A 16792-nucleotide genomic window follows, 5' to 3' on the forward strand; every position below is an offset into this window, starting at 1 on the left:
GCTATCTGACCACAAAACCGCAGTCGTTGACAAGCGCATACAGAAAAGCCGCATTCCTGCGGCTTTTCAAACAAACAACTAGCTATTGCAACGCAAGCTGCTTTTCTTCAATTAAATCAAATGCCAAATAGATGGTTTCATCTAAGTAAGGATCGGCTTCTAATAACTCATCATCAATGTCGTCCAGATCTTCAAGTTCCTTCACTGGTTCCATGCCTTGACGCTGCAAACGATCATTCATTCGAGTTAAGCGCTTCGCATCTTCATCATCTTGCTCTTGCTGACGCTTTTCCAGTGACAAGCTAATCCAGGTTTTATCATGCTGTTCACGGTATCTTTCAATGTCCGCGAACACGTATTTAAACTCAGGATTTTCATTAACGCGCTCGTCAACCAGTGTCTGTAGTTCTTTTAAACGATCCGGTTTTGGTTGCCCCACCATTTCATAAGGCGCGGGATTAATGCTGTCCCATGGTAAAGCGTTGTCTTCACTACTTTCGCCAAACTCTTCATGATCAATGTATGCCGGTAAATTAATGTCAGGTTGCACGCCTTTCATTTGGGTACTGCCACCATCAATACGGTAGAACTTGGCAACTGTGTATTGCACACTACCCATAGGTTCTGAGAAGAAGTCAAAGCGGCGTTGCAAGCCTCTATGCTGCTGCACAGTACCTTTACCGAAGGTGTTTTCACCAACCACTACTGCGCGTCCATAGTCCTGCATTGCAGCGGCAAAAATTTCAGAAGCAGAAGCACTATAGCGGTTCACCATAATCGTCAGCGGACCCTCATAATAAGTTCTACCATCGCGGTCGGCGCTAACGTCAACGCGGCCGCTGGCATCACTAACCTGCACTACCGGGCCTTTATCAATAAATAAGCCAGATAATGAAATGGCCTCATTCAAGGCGCCACCACCATTGTCGCGCAAATCAACAATTAAACCCTCTACTTTCTCTTCTTCAAGTTCTTCAATTAAATCAATAACATCAGCGGTAAGGTTGTTATAGAAACCAGGAATGGTAATAACACCCATTTTGCGGCCCTTATATTCACCCTCTTCCGGTATTTTTACTTCAGCTTTCGCAGCGCGATCTTCTAATTTCACTTCATCGCGTACAATAGTGATTTCTTTTGGAGTACCACCAGCACCCTGGCTAGCCTTTAATACCTGCAGGCGCACAGTAGAACCTTTCGGACCTTTAATTAGCTCAACCACTTCGTCAAGCCGCCAGCCAACTACATCTACGAAAGTATCTTTCTCATCGCCCTGCCCAACACCGATAATTTTATCATCCGGGCCTATGCCACCGTTCTTGTCAGCCGGTCCACCAGGTACCAGGCTACGCACAATGGTGTAATCATATTCGGATTGCAGCACCGCACCTATACCTTCCAGCGACAAGTTCATGTTCTGCTGAAAGCGTTCGGAGTTGCTTGGCGATAAATAGCTGGTGTGAGCTTCAACGCTGCGCGCAAAGGCATTCATTACTGCCTGAAACACATCTTCAGAGTTGGTCTGGGTTAACCGCTTCAGGGTGCTGTTATAACGCTTACCCAAAGTCTCTACCGTTTCCGGCCAGTCTTTTCCTGCCAACTTCAAGTTCAACGCATCGTATTTAACCCGCTGGCGCCAGAGTTCATCCAGTTCAGCTTCTGATTCCGGCCAACTGGCGTCTTCACGGTTGTAATAGTATTTGTCTTCGTTGTCGCTGAAGTCCATTGGTTGGTCTTCATCCAGCAGCGACAAAGCATAGCTATAGCGTTCAAAACGACGTTCTAACGCTTTATCATGAAGGTTGTACGCAATAGTTAAGTCGCCGCTGTTAATCATATCGTCAAACAACGAACGGTACTCTTCAGTCGCTTCCACGTCGCTTTTTAATAAAAACATTTTGCTGTAGTCCAGCACTTCTAAATAACGATCATGAATTTGACTCGATAATTCGTCATTCAGCGTCATGTTTTTATAGTGGTAGCGGGTAAAGTAGGAGTTGATACGCTTACTTGCCACTTGATGGTGCTCAGCTGGCTCCAGCTCAGGTAACTCAGAAATTTCATGAGCCGGCGGGATAGCCAAAGTAATTGGCGCCCATAAAGCGATAGCTATAGACAGTGGCAAAACACCAAAGCGTTTCATACGCATACTCCTAGTTAGCTAAAAAATATATTTTCAGCTTTCACCTTCATTGTTAAACCATTTTGCAATTGAACCTGAACATCGTCCCGCTCAACCGCTACAACTTGTCCAGGCATTGGTGCCTGACCAACTTTAACTTGTACTTGTTGACCTACTTTCAACTGGTTAAGTTCCGCTTGTTGCAGGTTAACCGGTTTAGCTTTGGCGGCTTTCGGCGCGGCAGGTTTACCAGCTGGCTTACGTTTTGCTGGCGTTTTTGCCCGAGCCTGACGCTTCTGCTCAGGCTTCGCGGCTTTTTCCTGCTGGCGTTTTTCCGCGGCTTTCTCTGCGGCTTTTGCTTTAGAGGCTGCTAATTCTTCTTCAGCATGTTGTTGATGGCCTTCTTCTACAATACCCGCCGCATTGCCATCCAGATCAACGCGCTCGGCGCCGGCTTTCACCACGCGCAAGTAACGCCAACTATTGGTGTAGTGCCGAAGTGCCGTTCGTATGCGCGTTTTACTCACCCGCTCATCATTCTCTAAACGTGTCGCTAAATCATCGAAAATACCGATTTTTAGAGGTTTGGCTTCGCCTGTTAAGCTAAAGCACTGGGGGAATTTTTCAGCCAAATAGGCAATAACCGCTTTGCTCTGGGTTATTTTTGGGGCGACTTCGCCACTCCCTTGTTCAATATCACTCATCCGTATCTTCTTCCTGTTGGCGAACTTCAGCTAATTGTTCAAGTACGTACGTTTCCATTTCTTCGCTGTCTAAACCGAGCAACTCAGGCTCCTCAATCCAGGCATATAAAGTACGGCGCACTACTTCTTCCAATTGCTCCAAGCTATCGTCTTCGTCACTATTATCGGCAATAAAATGCAGCATCTGATTCATTTGATCAGTAGCTTGCTCTTCTTCGCCTTCAAAAAATGCCATATCGTGTTCGCTGACAAGATAGGCGCGAATATCAAATTCACTCCACATGTAAACTTCCCTGCGGCGTTATGAACGCTGCCATTGCAGCTTTTCTATGACTTTCCCCAAGGCTGTTAAACCAGCCGCATCCGACTCGCTAAACCGGCCCTGAGAAGGACTATCAATATCTAGTACAGCCACCACTTTATCGGCAACTATAATGGGCACTACCACTTCTGATTCAGACGCTGCGTCACACGCAATATGCCCTGCGAAGGCATGCACGTCAGCAACCAGCTGAGTTTCCTGAGTTGCCGCAGCAGTTCCGCATACGCCACTACCGAAGGCAATGCGAATACAGGCAACTTTGCCCTGAAACGGACCTAACACCAGGGTATCTTCACCTTCGGTTAGATAAAATCCGGCCCAGTTCACGTTATCAAGCTGATCGTACACCAGCGCCGATAAGTTCGCTAAATTTGCAATCAGGTTAGGTTCGTCGGCCGTAATGGCTTCGGCTTGTGCAATCAGATCTTGGTAAAACTGAGTTAGCATACTAGGAGTCACTATTAGTGTCGGTAAGTGGAAAGCGAGCGATGCTCTGCTCCAGGTTGTTTCTGGCGTTTTGGTCGCTGGCAGATAACGATGCGCGCATTTCTTTTTTAGTTTTCGTAACTAACTGGCCATCAGCACCTACCCGGAAAGGTTCATCTCCGGGTAAATACTTTGCCTGGTAAGCAATAATAAGTTGTAGCGTTTGTTCTTTTTGCGGCTCACTTAACATTGCGCCATCTGGCCAACGACCAGTTTCTACTGCCGTTACCAGTCGCTCAAAGGTTTCGCGACTAATAGACGCAATTAAGTCATCAAACTTCATTAACGCCGCCGTTTACCCAGAAATGCCATACGAAAACGAGTAATGACATACCAAATGCCACCAATAACCATAAGTCCAATACTGAGATTGGCCGGCAACGACTTTGGCTCGGGCTGCTGAATAGCCCAATACGCAAAGCTTGCGATAAGAATTAATAATGAGAGCATGGATTGTTGTGCGAGTTTGTCTTTACGCAACTGCTTCATACGCGCCCATTCCCGGTCCAGGTCGCTATCGGACTGGCCTTGTAAATTAAAACCACAATGCGGACATTCTGGTGCTTTTGATGAAATTCGTTTGTTACACGATGGGCAATTAGTTAGCGCCATAGCATTCCCCGTTTTCCTCTCTAATCCAAGCAATATAAGGGTTTTATGGGTAAATTCAAGGGTTGCGAGGGCTTTAGAATAAATTAAGCCCGTCAAGCGACGGGCTTATTTACACAAACTGCACAAAAATTGATTTATTTTTGCTTCTCTTTCTCGCGATCTTTGTCAAACGAAACCCAATAGTCTTTCACGGTAGATTTCATTTCTTTTCGCAGCAGAATAATACCCAGTAAGTTGGGCAGCGTCATAAGTACTATTGCCACGTAAGACATCGTCCACACCAGCGTTGTATCCGCAAAGGACGCCACAAAGAAGCCTGCAACATACAGAATCCGGTATGGCATAACGCCGCGTTGACCAACCAAGTAAACTATGGCGCGGTCACCATAGTACGACCAGGCAATAGCAGTTGAAAACGCGAACATTAACAAGCTGATAGGAATAATGTACTCACCGGCATCACCCAGGAAGCCACGCGAGAAAGCCAGCGATGTCAGCGGTGCTGAATGCACCAGTGATTCACCAATAACCGTAATATCATCCTTGCGAAGCTGGCCGTTTTCCACTCGTAGTACGCCGTTGTACGGGTCTTCACCGGCGACAATAAAGCGAACGTTTTCAGCCACTGAACGAGCATGCAGCAAGGTATAGCCGTTGCTAACGGGCGCACCATCACGAACTTCAACAGTACCGGTGTAAAGCTCTACGCTGTTGTCACTGGTATCGTTCAAGTAGGCATGCAAGGATCCGCGATCGGCAGCAAGACTGTCGTCATAGTTGCCGCTGATGAATTCCATGTCAGCCCGGGCAAAAATGTTTTCATGTTTTTCTGACCACACCCCGGACGACAGAATAACGAGACCCGTTAAGGTACAAATAACAATCGTATCTATGAATGGCTCAAGAATTGAAACCATACCTTCAGACACCGGTTCCTCTGCTCGCGCGCTAGCGTGAGCGATAGGCGCAGAACCCTGACCCGCTTCGTTTGAGAATAAACCACGGTTTACACCCCGGTTGAACGCGTAGGCAAAAGTTGCACCCAGGAAGCCACCTGTTGCGGCTGAACCGGTGAAGGCGTCAGTGAAGATAGCGGCAATGGAAGGACCAATGTTCTCAAGGTTATAGAAAATAACACTCAGTGAACCAACAACGTAAAGTAAGGCCATCAGCGGTACAACTTTGGATGTCACTGCCGCGATGCGCTTAATGCCGCCAATAATAACCATGGCCAGCAAAATAGCCAGCACGCCACCAGTTAGCATTGGCTCTATACCAAAGCTAGATTCCATGCTAACCGCGATGTTATTGATTTGCGGCATGTTACCGGTACCAAAGGAGCTGATAACTGTAGCAATAGCAAAAATCACTGCCAACCATTTCATGTTCAAGCGGCGATCCATGTAGTACATGGGGCCACCAGCCATGGTGCCATCTTCGGTTTTAACACGGTATTTGTGCGATAAGGTTACTTCCACAAACTTGGTGGTCATACCCAGGAACGCGGTAATCCACATCCAGAACAAAGCTGCCGGGCCGCCAAGGAAGATAGCCAGCGCCACACCACCAATGTTACCGGTACCGACAGTACCGGACAGTGCTGTTGATAGCGCCTGGAAGTGCGAGGTATCGCCTTCAGCACCTTTTTTATCGAATTTACCGCTAATAACTTTCCAGGCGTGACGGAAGTACCGCAATTGTGGAAAGCCCAGGTAAATAGTGAAGAACAGACCTACACCCAGCAGGATGTATGGAAAATAAGCTGCTGAGCCTAAGTAGCTATCCAGCAGAAGCAGAAAGTTATTGATTGCGTCCAAGGTTATCCCCCTAGCCTTTAATCTTGTTAAAGGTTCTTATGATTTTATGGTTTTTATACACGCAAAACTTCATGAAAGCGAGCACCGTAACAGCTTAGTTGCTACGGAGATCGCCAGCTACAGCATAAATCGCACTAATAGTGTCAGCACCAAGCTGACGACAACGATTTACTGACCAGCCATAATCTGCGTCCGGCAGATCGGCGTTGTCTTTAAACGGCATTTCAATAGTAAAGGCCAGGCACTTATGCGCTTCACCAACAGATGCACAAGCAATACTCAGATTAGCTTCACCCGGAGCGTCTTGCTCATACCCATATTTGGTTTGGAATTCCGGCGTAATAGCTACCAATGCATCTTTAAACTTAGTTTCCAGTGCCTGATGCGCGTCGTTATAGCTTGGAATACCTTCACAGCCCGCCACAAAGTTATACGGCAAGCCTTCATCGCCGTGAATGTCCAAATACAAATCAACACCGGTTTCGGCCATTTTCTGCTTCACCAGGTACACTTCCGGGCTTTTTTCCATGGAAGGCTCAGCCCACTCACGGTTCAAGTTCACCCCAGCGGCATTGGTTCTTAAGTGACCACGCACGCTGCCATCCGGATTCATGTTTGGAACTATATAAAATACGTGCTGTTGTAAAAGCTTACGCACGGCACCGTCTTCATCATCCAGCAAACGGCTTAACGCACCTTCAACAAACCATTCAGCCATAGATTCACCCGGGTGCTGACGCGCGGTAATCCACACTGCTTTTTTATCAGCATCGGGTTCACCGATAACCAATAGGTTCATGTCACGGCCATCCAGGGTCTGACCTAGCAGTTCATGCTGGCAATCCATGGACTGTTGCGCCCACTGCACCAAATCTTGATGGCGCTCATAGGAATACGGAATAAAATATGCGTAGTACACGCTTTCCTGGTCAGGAATGTGGCTAATTACCAGTTGCTTACCATCGTAGCTGGTAGGTACCCGGAACCAGGTTTCGCGGTCATAAGAAGCCAGCGCGGAATAATCTTCCCAACCTACCGGATAAGCCGCAGTACCAGCATTTTCGATGGTCATAACATGTTCAACACCAGCTTCACCGTAAAGTTTAAAATGAAACCACTGATAAAAATCGGATTCGTTGTCTTTGCGAATGGCAAGACGAATACTCTCTGGTGAATTAGCTTCAATGACATCAATATTGCCACTGTCGAACTGCGCAGTTATATGCATTTGAATTACCCTTTTTATTTTTTCTTATGAAAAAAGCGCCGGATCTGGCGCTTTTCTCAATTACTTCGGTAAATTTAAAATCTCTTGTCCAGCCATCTTTTCAGCTACACGAATAACCTGACAGCTATAACCAAACTCATTGTCATACCAAACATACAATACAGCCCGGTCACCATCAACAATGGTTGCTTGTGAATCAACGACACCGGCATGACGAGAACCAACCAAATCGGTAGAAACGATTTCAGTAGAGGCGGTGTAATCGATTTGCGCCTGCATGTTTGAATGCAATGCAATTTCGCGCAGAAAGTCATTTAAGCTATCACGATCAGTAGCCGTATTCAGATTTAGATTCATAATCGCCATAGACACGTTCGGGGTTGGTACCCGAATGGCATTACCGGTTAATTTACCGGTTAACTCTGGCAACGCTTTAGATACTGCTTTGGCAGCACCAGTTTCAGTAATAACCATGTTCAGTGGCGCTGAGCGACCACGGCGATCCGCTTTGTGGTAGTTATCAATTAAGTTCTGATCGTTGGTATACGAGTGAATGGTCTCTACGTGGCCATTACGAATACCGTATTTGTCATTAATAACTTTCAGTACTGGTGTAATCGCGTTAGTAGTACAGCTCGCCGCAGATACAATTAAATCGTCTGCTAAAATATCGCTGTCATTCACGCCATGTACGATGTTTTTGATGCTGCCTTTAGAAGGTGCTGTCAGCAGCACTTTCTTCACACCTTTCGATTTCAGGTGCAAACCAAGACCAGCTTCGTCTTTCCAGATACCAGTGTTATCAATAACAATAGCGTCTTTAATACCGTACTGAGTGTAATCGACTTGGTCAGGACCATCAGAGTAAATCACTTTAATGCTGGTACCGTTCGCCTTAATCGAGCTGTTCTCTTCATCAACGGTAATAGAACCATTAAACGGACCATGCACCGAGTCACGACGCAATAAGCTTGCACGTTTTTCTAAGTCACCATCACGGCCACCGCGCACTACAATGGCGCGTAAACGCATTTTATTATTACTACCGTTGCGCTCAATTAATAATCGCGCCAGCAACCGACCGATACGACCAAAACCATACAAAACGATGTCCTGAGCCGGAATTTCGTCTTGCTTATCAATAATATCAACCAACTGCTCTTGTACGTATTGCTCAACACTCTTACCTTCGCCTTGCCCTTTGTGCAAGTAGTTAAAGGCCAGTTTACCTAAGTCAATACGCGCTGGTGCCAGCTTCAGCTTGGCGATAGCTTCTAAGAACGGGTAGCTTTCACGCAACCGCAGCTTCATGCCTTCATGACGGCGAATCAGGCGGTGCGCTTTGATAATGTTGATGGTGGATACGTTCAGCAAGGTGCGACCATAAACTAATATTTCCACACCTGAATTACGGTACAAGCGCCCTAATAATGGCTGCATCATTTCGGCGTATTCCTGGCGTTCTTGCCAGCTTGTTAACGTTTGATCTTGCTGCGTATCAGTCATGCGATAAACCTTTTCTGAGGATAAAGATGAAAAAAGTGGCGCTATTGTAATGAAAAATGGCCGCAGACGCCAATGCTGACTCGGCCTATACAAGCAATTTATTCCACCATAAAGATTCAACAGGGCTATCCTTAAGTGTCATAAATCTATGATAATATAGGCAAGTATTGGTACCGCTAAAGTCAAACCCAGCGGGCATTCCATTCGAAAATTCATTTAAAATTAGGAGCACTGCTATGCTACGGCGCACAAAGATTGTAACTACCTTAGGCCCGGCAACCGATAAGCCTGACGTATTAGCAGCACTCATTGCAGCCGGAGCCAATGTGGTGCGGCTTAACTTTTCCCATGGTAAGGCTGACGACCATATTCTGCGGGCTAAGCAGGTGCGTGAAATTGCCGCCAGCCAAGGTCGTCATGTGGCTATTTTAGGCGACCTGCAAGGCCCTAAAATACGGGTTGCCCGCTTTAAAGAAGACAGCATCACGCTGGTTAATGGCAACACTTTTATACTGGATGCCGAACTCGGCACTGCTGATGGTGATGAACACCAGGTTGGCATCGACTACAAAGAACTGCCAAACGATGTTCTGGCCGGCGATATTTTGTTACTCGATGATGGCCGCGTGCAGCTAGAAGTAACCGAAGTAAAAGGCAGCAAAGTGATCACCCGGGTTACCGTGGGTGGCAAGTTATCGAATAACAAAGGTATTAACCGTCAGGGCGGTGGTTTATCGGCCGCAGCTTTGACTGAAAAAGATTTGGAAGACATAAAAACCGCCGCAAAAATTGGCGTTGATTACCTGGCAGTATCTTTCCCGCGCAGTAGTGATGACATTAATCAAGCTCGCCAGTTGCTGCGTAAAGCAGGTGGTAACGGTTTACTCTGCGCCAAAATTGAACGCGCCGAAGCCGTAGCCAGTGATGCTGCGCTTGACGATATTATTCGCGCCTCCGATGCCGTGATGGTTGCCCGGGGTGATTTGGGAGTTGAAATTGGCGATGCGCAACTGGTAGGTAAACAAAAGAAAATCATTGAGCGCTCGCGCCGCTTGAACAAGGTTGTGATTACCGCCACGCAAATGATGGAATCTATGATTGAAAGCCCCATGCCAACCCGGGCCGAAGTTATGGACGTTGCCAACGCTGTATTGGATGGTACCGATGCCGTAATGCTATCTGCAGAAACCGCAGCTGGTAAATACCCGGTTGAAACGGTGAAATCTATGGCTGAAATTTGTAAAGGTGCGGAAACACACCCAATGGCGCAACTGGAACACAAAGACTTAGCAGAAATGTTTGCCAGTATTCAGGAAGCGGCAGCCATGGCAGCTATGTATACCGCCACTCACTTAACTGGCGTTAAAGCCATTATTGCGTTAACCGAGTCAGGCTTCACCGCCAAGTTAATGTCACGTATCACCAGTACCTTGCCAATATTCTCGCTGTCACGGCATATTACCAGCCGGTCTAAGTGCGCATTGTATCGTGGTGTGTACCCGGTTGAGTTTGATTCAACCCAGTGGCCGGCTGAATCCTTAGTAAAAGAAGCAATTGAAGTGGTTAAGCAACAGGGTCACATACACACTGGGGATTTAGTGATTCTAACTCACGGTGATGTAATGGAAACGGTAGGCTCTACCAATACCTGCAAAATCATGACGGTTCAATAAAAACGCTGTCGGGCGGCTTATTCAGCACTTTTAAAGTGTTGTATTAAGCCGTCCAAATCTTCGATGTAGCTATTTATTCGCTCGACCACACGCTCACGTTGACGCTCATTCAAACTTTTATAAAGCGCCAGCAAATAGCGTTGATCAACACCCCGGTTCAATTCTGACGATTTTTGCATTTCTTCACTGCGCCAGTTCTGAGGTTCTTTAATCAAACGCTCAAGTTCGCTCTGGTAGTTCTCCGACTCAGGCCCTGCCCGCAAAGTCTCAGCAAAGGAATCAAGCCAGCTCTGGCGATAGTTTAACCACATTTCACCGCGCGACTGCTCTGCTTCAAGCCACTCTTGTAGCAGGCTTTCCTGCTGCTCGGTCAAACGCCCTACCCAATCGCTGACTTCATCGCGACGTTCTTCTAACTCCTCTTGAAAACGCTCGTCGGGAGACTCTTCTATGCGCTCCTGATAGCGTTCTTTACGTTCATTCAGCTTCTCTTGCAAGTTGGTCAAAAGTTCGTCTTGTTGAGCTTCTGACAGCTCAGGTAGCAACTCTTGCGCGTAGGGGTGCGCTTGCAAACGCACGCGCTCCCAGAAATACCAGCCGTCACTGGTTACTTGCTCTAAGGTTGTTGCGGTAAGGGTATTAGATTGCACCGCATCACGTAGTTGCAACAAGGTGTTGCGATATAGCGGCAGTTCCGAGGTGGCGTGCCACTCGTGTAGTTCAGTAATATCCTGGTCAACGCGCTCCTGCTGAGTCGAGTTCAGACTCACATAATCATCTATTTTCCAGGCAATGAGAGTATCGGCAAAGCGATAGCCAAGCTGCGATGAACACCCCACCATTAACCAACATAGAACGACCACAAACCAGTAGCGCATATAGAACACCTAAGTATTGAGGATTAACTTTTTAATCCTATCTTTATAGCTTCTACTTACTTTTAGTTGTTTTCCGTTACGAAGGATCAAATGATACTCGCCGTTCTGGCGACTACATAGCTTTTCCACATGCGCCATATTCACGATAGCGGAACGGTGAATGCGTTGGAAACGCTGAGGATTCAGCTCTTGCTCCAGCTCTTTCATGGTACGCCGTAATATATGTGTTTCGTTCTGTGCGTGAATACACATGTAATCGCCGGCAGCGTCTACCCACTCAATGGCATTGATGGCTACCCGGGTAATTTCACCACTTTCTTTAATGGCAATATGCTCCGGGTAACGACTGCCACTTATATCTTCGCCGCTAGCTAAGCGTTTTAAAATATCTTCACAATCTTCGCCGGTCGCGTCTGCCACTAAGTTAATGAGCTTATCTTGTTGTTGCTGCTGTTGTTGTTGCTCAATAGTACTCATGGTGCGATCTATCGCTTTTTGCAAACGCTCGTGATCAACTGGCTTCAGCAGGTAATCAATAGCACGCACTTCAAAAGCTTTAATCGCATACTGGTCATAGGCAGTTACAAATACCACCAACGGCATCGGCAACTGCTGCTGGCGAATTTCACGCAACACTTCAAAGCCGTTCATACCGGGCATTTGAATATCCAGAAACATCAGTTGGGGTTGGTGCGCTTTCACAGCTTCCAAAGCCTGGCGTCCACTTTGACAAGCATCTAGTACCTGTACTTCCGGAAAATCCTCTAATCTTACCGACAAGCCCTTACGGGCAAGGGATTCATCATCAACCACAAGGGTCTTAATCCGTTCTGTCATAGTCCTTCAACCTGTTCCCAGGGGATCCTGATATCAATGCATAAGCCGGTTGGCTCGTTAGAGGACAATGTAAAGGAGTAATTCTTTCCATACAAGGCTTCTAGTCGATCGCGTGTATTTGCCAAACCCACACCACCGGATTTCACCAGCTCCTGAGGCGGTATTTTACTACCCGGACCATTATCGGATAACGACAACACTAGATCGTCGCCGATCACCCGCGCCTTAACCACTACCTCACCACCTTCTTCCATCCGCGCAATGGCATATTTGATGGAATTCTCGATGAGTGGTTGCAGTATTAAACTTGGCACCAGCGCATTTCTTGCCTTGTCTTCAATATCTATGTTTACGCGTAAACGCTCGTCAAACCGAACCTTTTCAATATCCAGATATAGCTTCAAGGCATCCAGTTCACGATCCAAAGGTATTTTTTTAATCGGCTCGTTATCCAGTGAAAAGCGCAGGAACAGGCTTAACTTCGACATCATGCGATTCGCCAGTTCGTTTTCTTTTACCAGAATAAGCGTAGATATGGCATTTAAGGTGTTAAACAAAAAGTGCGGATTTAACTGGTAGCGCAGCATTTTCAACTGCGCCTGATGCGCCATGGAGGTTGCCACTAAGGCTTTTTGCTTTTCGTCCTGCAGCATTTGGTAATACTTGATACCGAAGTACAGGCCGCTCCAGCTCAGCATAATGTAGAACTTTGCCAAACTGTTCTTGAAATAGAACCAGTTGCTTTCGGGCCGAAACCCGAATTTATAGATTTCCCAATACGTGGCGTTATCAATAACCGCCCAGGTAACGGCGCTACAATAAGCGGAGCTTAATACGATTAATACCAGCTGCCAGGGTCTCACGTCCCAAATACGGCGATATAAATAACGTAGCGGTACGGTTAGTAGAAAACCGGCATATGCGCCCAACAGCAGGATCAGCACGTAAATATCGCGCATCTCGTGCATCAGTGAGCCAATGTAATGAACTAGCGCGTAGCCTGACCAACCCACTCCCTGTAGTACCCAGAAGAAGCGGTTGCGGTCGTCAAGTAAACCGCGCCATTGTGATAACTTAAATTGCATGATGACCTCTCTTGGAATGGATTATACGTCAGTTCCAAAGAGGTAAACTGATTTCTATCTCAAGCTAAGCGCTGTTGAACGCAGCATTCTTCCGTTGACTAATAATCAGCGCTGTCGATATCTATTAACGACGCGGCAAACAGCTGCTTAATATCTTCGTTATTGCGACTGCGGGCAAACTGAATACCCATCATGGTTTGTGGGCTCTCGTCGTCTCGATGAACAACGCGTATGTCGCGTACAATACCGGTAATAGTGATGTCTTGTTGCAACCACTGAAAGCGCAAGTCAATGTGGCTGTCTTTTTCAACGTCCAGGGCTTCGTCCTGTACCACTAACTGACAGCCACTCATGGAAAGGTTAACCACCAGCGCGGAATAGTCGCTATCGGCCCCCGCCATTTTGGTAATTTGCGTGGGTAAACGGGTTTCAAAGCGACGATCGCTGCGAATAGGACGGCTTTCAACAATTTGCGGCATGTCGATGTACATTAACTTGGTCGGGTGGCTAGTAATGAATTCAACATCACTTCGAAAGGCAATAACTTCGCCTAAATCACCCTCTAGAACGAAACGCACTACTACAGCCACACCCTCGTAAATAGCATCGCGCATATCGCCGAATTTACGGGTATCGGGCATAGCTACAATAAAGAAACGCTTTTTTACGATTCCAACAAATTCGGTCTGGAAGCGAAGTGGTACACTGGTTTTATTGATTTGAATTTCAACGCGCTGTCCAACTGGCAATTCAAATATTTTTTTTAGCATATCCACGTGAGTAATCTTCCTTATGGCTACTCGTTCTGATTTAATCCCTATTCAAGGCTTTTCGCATATCACCCGAGCAGAGAGGTTCTCTTGGTTTCCTATAAAATAACACCCATTGACGTACACGGTCACCTGTTCGAGATAAAATTATCCATTCCTGAACCTGCAACGCAAGGCCAACGCGTCAAACTTCCAGCCTGGATTCCGGGCAGCTACATGATCCGCGATTTCGCGAAGAATATTATGGGCCTTTATGCCCAGTGCCACGGCGAACCTGTTGCCGTAAAACTTATAGATAAACACACCTGGGAGCTTGGCCAGCTAAATGGCCCGGTTGAGATATTTTATCAAGCCTACGCCTGGGATTTATCGGTCCGCACTGCTTATCTCGACCAATTCTGGGGTTTCTTTAATAACAGTAGCTTATGTTTAGCTGTTGAGGGGCAAACCGACCAACCTTGTGAGTTAATTTTAGAACCTTGTGAGCAACACCCCGAATGGCAGGTTGCTACCGGCATGCCGCGAACTTCCGGTGATTCGTTCAAACCCGGAAGTTTTCAGGCCGACAGTTACGAAGCATTAATTGACTACCCATTCCTGCTGGGCAATCTGGTTATTGAAGAATTTATTGCTGGCGGAATCAAGCATGCGTTGGTACTGGCTGGTAGAAACTACGCCGACACCGCCCGTATTACCGCTGATTTAGCACGCATTTGTGAATACCAGTTGGACATGTTCGGCAAACCAGCGCCGTTTGAGTCCTACACCTTCTTAACCATAGTTGTGGGCAAAGGTTTTGGTGGGCTGGAGCATCGTAACTCCACCGCCCTGATGTGCTCACGCAAAGATCTTGCGCAAGCAGGTGAAGTAGAAATTGATAACGACTACCGCACTTTTTTAAGCTTGTGCAGCCACGAGTACTTTCACAGCTGGAATATTAAAACCCTCAAACCTAAAGTGTTTGTGCCCTACCAGCTCGATGCCGAAAGCTACACCGAGCAGTTGTGGTTCTACGAGGGTATGACTTCGTACTATGACGACTACGTACTTCATTGTGCCGGTATCATTGACGAAAAAGCGTATTTAAACCTGATAGGGGAAACCATTGCGCGGGTTCAGCGCGGTGTTGGTGAGAGCATTCAAACCGTTACCGAATCAAGTTTCCTGGCCTGGACCAAGTTCTATCAGCAAGGTGAAAATGCGCCCAACAGCATTATTAGCTATTACGCCAAAGGCGCGCTTATTGGGTTGTGTCTGGATTTGCAGCTACGCTTGTTAACCGACCACAAATTAACCCTGGCGCAGGTGATGCAAGACTTGTGGAATAAATACGGCAAAGAGCAGCTGGGTACTGAAGACCACACCTTTGTGGAGCACTTAAACAGTTATCCGGGCGTAGATTTAACCGAGTTTATGCACACTGCACTGCGCACTACCAAGCCGTTGCCACTGCAAACCCTGTTGCAAAGCTTTGGCGTAAAGTTGGAGAGTACCTTCGCTGCTGACGATAACAGTCACAACGGCAAGCGCGCCAGCGACAGCTTACCGGTACAACTGGGTGCCAAATATAAAGGCTCATCGCAGGGGCTGGAATTACTGAACGTGTACGCCAATGAGCCAGCCAAACGAGCGGGCTTAGCCGCTGGTGATCGCATTATTGCCATTGATGATTTACAGGTGACGGACACCACAGTGAAAGAGGTGTTGAGCCGCATGGCGCCGGGACAAGCCACCAAAGTGCATGCCTTTCGGCGTGATGAACTGATGACGTTAACCATAGAATGGACCGAGCCTAAGCCTTACTCACGGGTACTTAGTGTTACTCACCCGGAACTTATTAATGGTTGGTTGACGCTTAGCGAGGAAGCGCCAACCGATTAATCAGTCGTTATCAAATAAATACGGCAACAAGGCTGGATCTAACTTCTCTTGTTGCCAGTTCACCCGCCAGTCTAAATGCGGGCCAGTCACGCGGCCGGTTGCACCAATTTCAGCAATAATGTCACCCTGATTTACATCTTTGCCCACTTCCACCAACACCTGATGTAAATGAATATAGGTTGTGGTGACGCCATAGCCATGGTCAATAATCAAAGTTCCGCCAGAAAAGAACATATCCGGCACCGCAAGTAATACCCGCCCAGGCCAGGGTGCGATCACCGGCGTTCCGGTTGGCGCCGCTATATCGAGGCCGAAATGAGGACGCCGGGGTTCGCCGTTAAAAATTCGCTGACTACCATAAACGCCACTAATTCGGCCTTCAGCCGGACGAATAACAGGTGTCAGAAAGTCACGTCGGTCGCTAAAGGTTTGCCGCGCTAACCAAACTTGCTCGGAATCTTGTCTGGAGCGCTTCACCTGCTCCGGATTCGGATTTACGGTACTTGCCGGCACGCCGTCAACCCGGTCAACCTTATATTCGCGCTGGGTTAGCTCTAATGCCCGCTCAATTTTGCTACCGTCGGGTAATTGCACCTGAAGTTGATGCTGTAGCTGGGCATCACGGCCAAAGCCAAACACAAACTCGCCAGCGGGCGTTACTTCCAGCTTTTCACCATTAAGTTTTACCTCACTACCGGGCTCAGTAGAGCCAATAATCAGCGCGCCCTGAGTAAGTTTACCCTGTAATTGCAGCTTGTCGGCTGTGGCTTCATTACCATGTACAGCCGTTACGGCGATTAGATTCATGGTGGCGATGGCAGCAACAGCTACTAGTGCTTTGCGTGCCGTAGGCAACATTTCGAGCATAAAC

16 protein-coding genes are annotated in these 16792 nt (G+C 47.3%); 2 read left to right on the plus strand and 14 right to left on the minus strand.

Annotated elements, in window-relative coordinates:
* Positions 1–82 precede the first annotated feature (82 nt).
* From prc to CCE91_RS06695, 9 genes are all read right to left on the minus strand, one after another.
* Positions 83–2143: a carboxy terminal-processing peptidase gene (prc, locus tag CCE91_RS06655; RefSeq protein WP_086434426.1), complete on the minus strand. Its 2061-nt coding sequence runs from the start codon at positions 2141–2143 to the stop codon at positions 83–85.
* 14 nt (positions 2144–2157) lie between these two features.
* Positions 2158–2826 (minus strand): RNA chaperone ProQ, encoded by a 669-nt coding sequence (gene proQ / locus CCE91_RS06660; RefSeq protein ID WP_086434427.1) that lies wholly within the window; start codon positions 2824–2826, stop codon positions 2158–2160.
* Entirely contained in the window at positions 2819–3109 is a 291-nt protein-coding gene (locus tag CCE91_RS06665) for a hypothetical protein (protein ID WP_086434428.1), read from the minus strand. The genes proQ and CCE91_RS06665 overlap by 8 nt, the downstream gene beginning before the upstream one ends.
* A gap of 18 nt (positions 3110–3127) precedes the next feature.
* Complete coding sequence (locus tag CCE91_RS06670; RefSeq protein WP_086434429.1) at positions 3128–3595, minus strand: GAF domain-containing protein; 468 nt, start codon at positions 3593–3595, stop codon at positions 3128–3130.
* A 1-nt stretch (position 3596) separates the two neighbouring features.
* On the minus strand, positions 3597–3917 hold the full coding sequence (locus tag CCE91_RS06675; RefSeq protein WP_086434430.1) for a YeaC family protein: 321 nt from the start codon (positions 3915–3917) through the stop codon (positions 3597–3599).
* The gene (locus tag CCE91_RS06680; protein ID WP_086434431.1) at positions 3917–4246 is read right to left on the minus strand and encodes a zinc ribbon domain-containing protein; all 330 of its coding nucleotides are present in this window, start codon (positions 4244–4246) and stop codon (positions 3917–3919) included. The genes CCE91_RS06675 and CCE91_RS06680 overlap by 1 nt, the downstream gene beginning before the upstream one ends.
* A 134-nt stretch (positions 4247–4380) precedes the next feature.
* Positions 4381–6063, minus strand: a complete 1683-nt coding sequence (locus tag CCE91_RS06685) for an alanine/glycine:cation symporter family protein (protein WP_086434432.1) — start codon at positions 6061–6063, stop codon at positions 4381–4383.
* Positions 6064–6157: 94 nt separating this feature from the next.
* Entirely contained in the window at positions 6158–7291 is a 1134-nt protein-coding gene (locus tag CCE91_RS06690) for a M14 family metallopeptidase (RefSeq protein ID WP_086434433.1), read from the minus strand.
* A 60-nt stretch (positions 7292–7351) separates the two neighbouring features.
* A complete protein-coding gene (locus tag CCE91_RS06695; protein ID WP_086434434.1) occupies positions 7352–8797 on the minus strand; it encodes a glyceraldehyde-3-phosphate dehydrogenase in 1446 nt (481 codons plus the stop codon).
* A 236-nt stretch (positions 8798–9033) separates the two neighbouring features.
* Between CCE91_RS06695 and pyk the strand changes: the two genes are divergently transcribed.
* Entirely contained in the window at positions 9034–10470 is a 1437-nt protein-coding gene (pyk, locus tag CCE91_RS06700; protein WP_086434435.1) for a pyruvate kinase, read from the plus strand.
* A gap of 17 nt (positions 10471–10487) precedes the next feature.
* Here the strand turns inward: pyk and CCE91_RS06705 are convergent, their stop codons facing one another.
* From CCE91_RS06705 to CCE91_RS06720, 4 genes are all read right to left on the minus strand, one after another.
* Positions 10488–11348, minus strand: coding sequence for a DUF6279 family lipoprotein (locus tag CCE91_RS06705; protein ID WP_086434436.1), 861 nt, complete (start codon positions 11346–11348; stop codon positions 10488–10490).
* Between the two features lie 9 nt (positions 11349–11357).
* Positions 11358–12185, minus strand: coding sequence for a LytR/AlgR family response regulator transcription factor (locus CCE91_RS06710; RefSeq protein WP_086434437.1), 828 nt, complete (start codon positions 12183–12185; stop codon positions 11358–11360).
* The gene (locus tag CCE91_RS06715) at positions 12182–13270 is read right to left on the minus strand and encodes a sensor histidine kinase (protein ID WP_086434438.1); all 1089 of its coding nucleotides are present in this window, start codon (positions 13268–13270) and stop codon (positions 12182–12184) included. Before CCE91_RS06715 ends, CCE91_RS06710 begins: the two co-directional genes overlap by 4 nt.
* A gap of 98 nt (positions 13271–13368) precedes the next feature.
* Positions 13369–14040: a flagellar brake domain-containing protein gene (locus CCE91_RS06720; protein WP_234996301.1), complete on the minus strand. Its 672-nt coding sequence runs from the start codon at positions 14038–14040 to the stop codon at positions 13369–13371.
* Positions 14041–14130: 90 nt separating this feature from the next.
* On the opposite strand from CCE91_RS06720, the gene CCE91_RS06725 reads away from it, so the two are divergent.
* On the plus strand, positions 14131–15921 hold the full coding sequence (locus CCE91_RS06725; protein ID WP_086434440.1) for a M61 family metallopeptidase: 1791 nt from the start codon (positions 14131–14133) through the stop codon (positions 15919–15921).
* Here the strand turns inward: CCE91_RS06725 and CCE91_RS06730 are convergent, their stop codons facing one another.
* The gene (locus tag CCE91_RS06730; protein ID WP_086434869.1) at positions 15922–16728 is read right to left on the minus strand and encodes a M23 family metallopeptidase; all 807 of its coding nucleotides are present in this window, start codon (positions 16726–16728) and stop codon (positions 15922–15924) included.
* Positions 16729–16792 lie beyond the last annotated feature (64 nt).

This window comes from Pseudidiomarina planktonica (genome assembly GCF_900177775.1).
Taxonomy (GTDB): domain Bacteria; phylum Pseudomonadota; class Gammaproteobacteria; order Enterobacterales; family Alteromonadaceae; genus Pseudidiomarina; species Pseudidiomarina planktonica.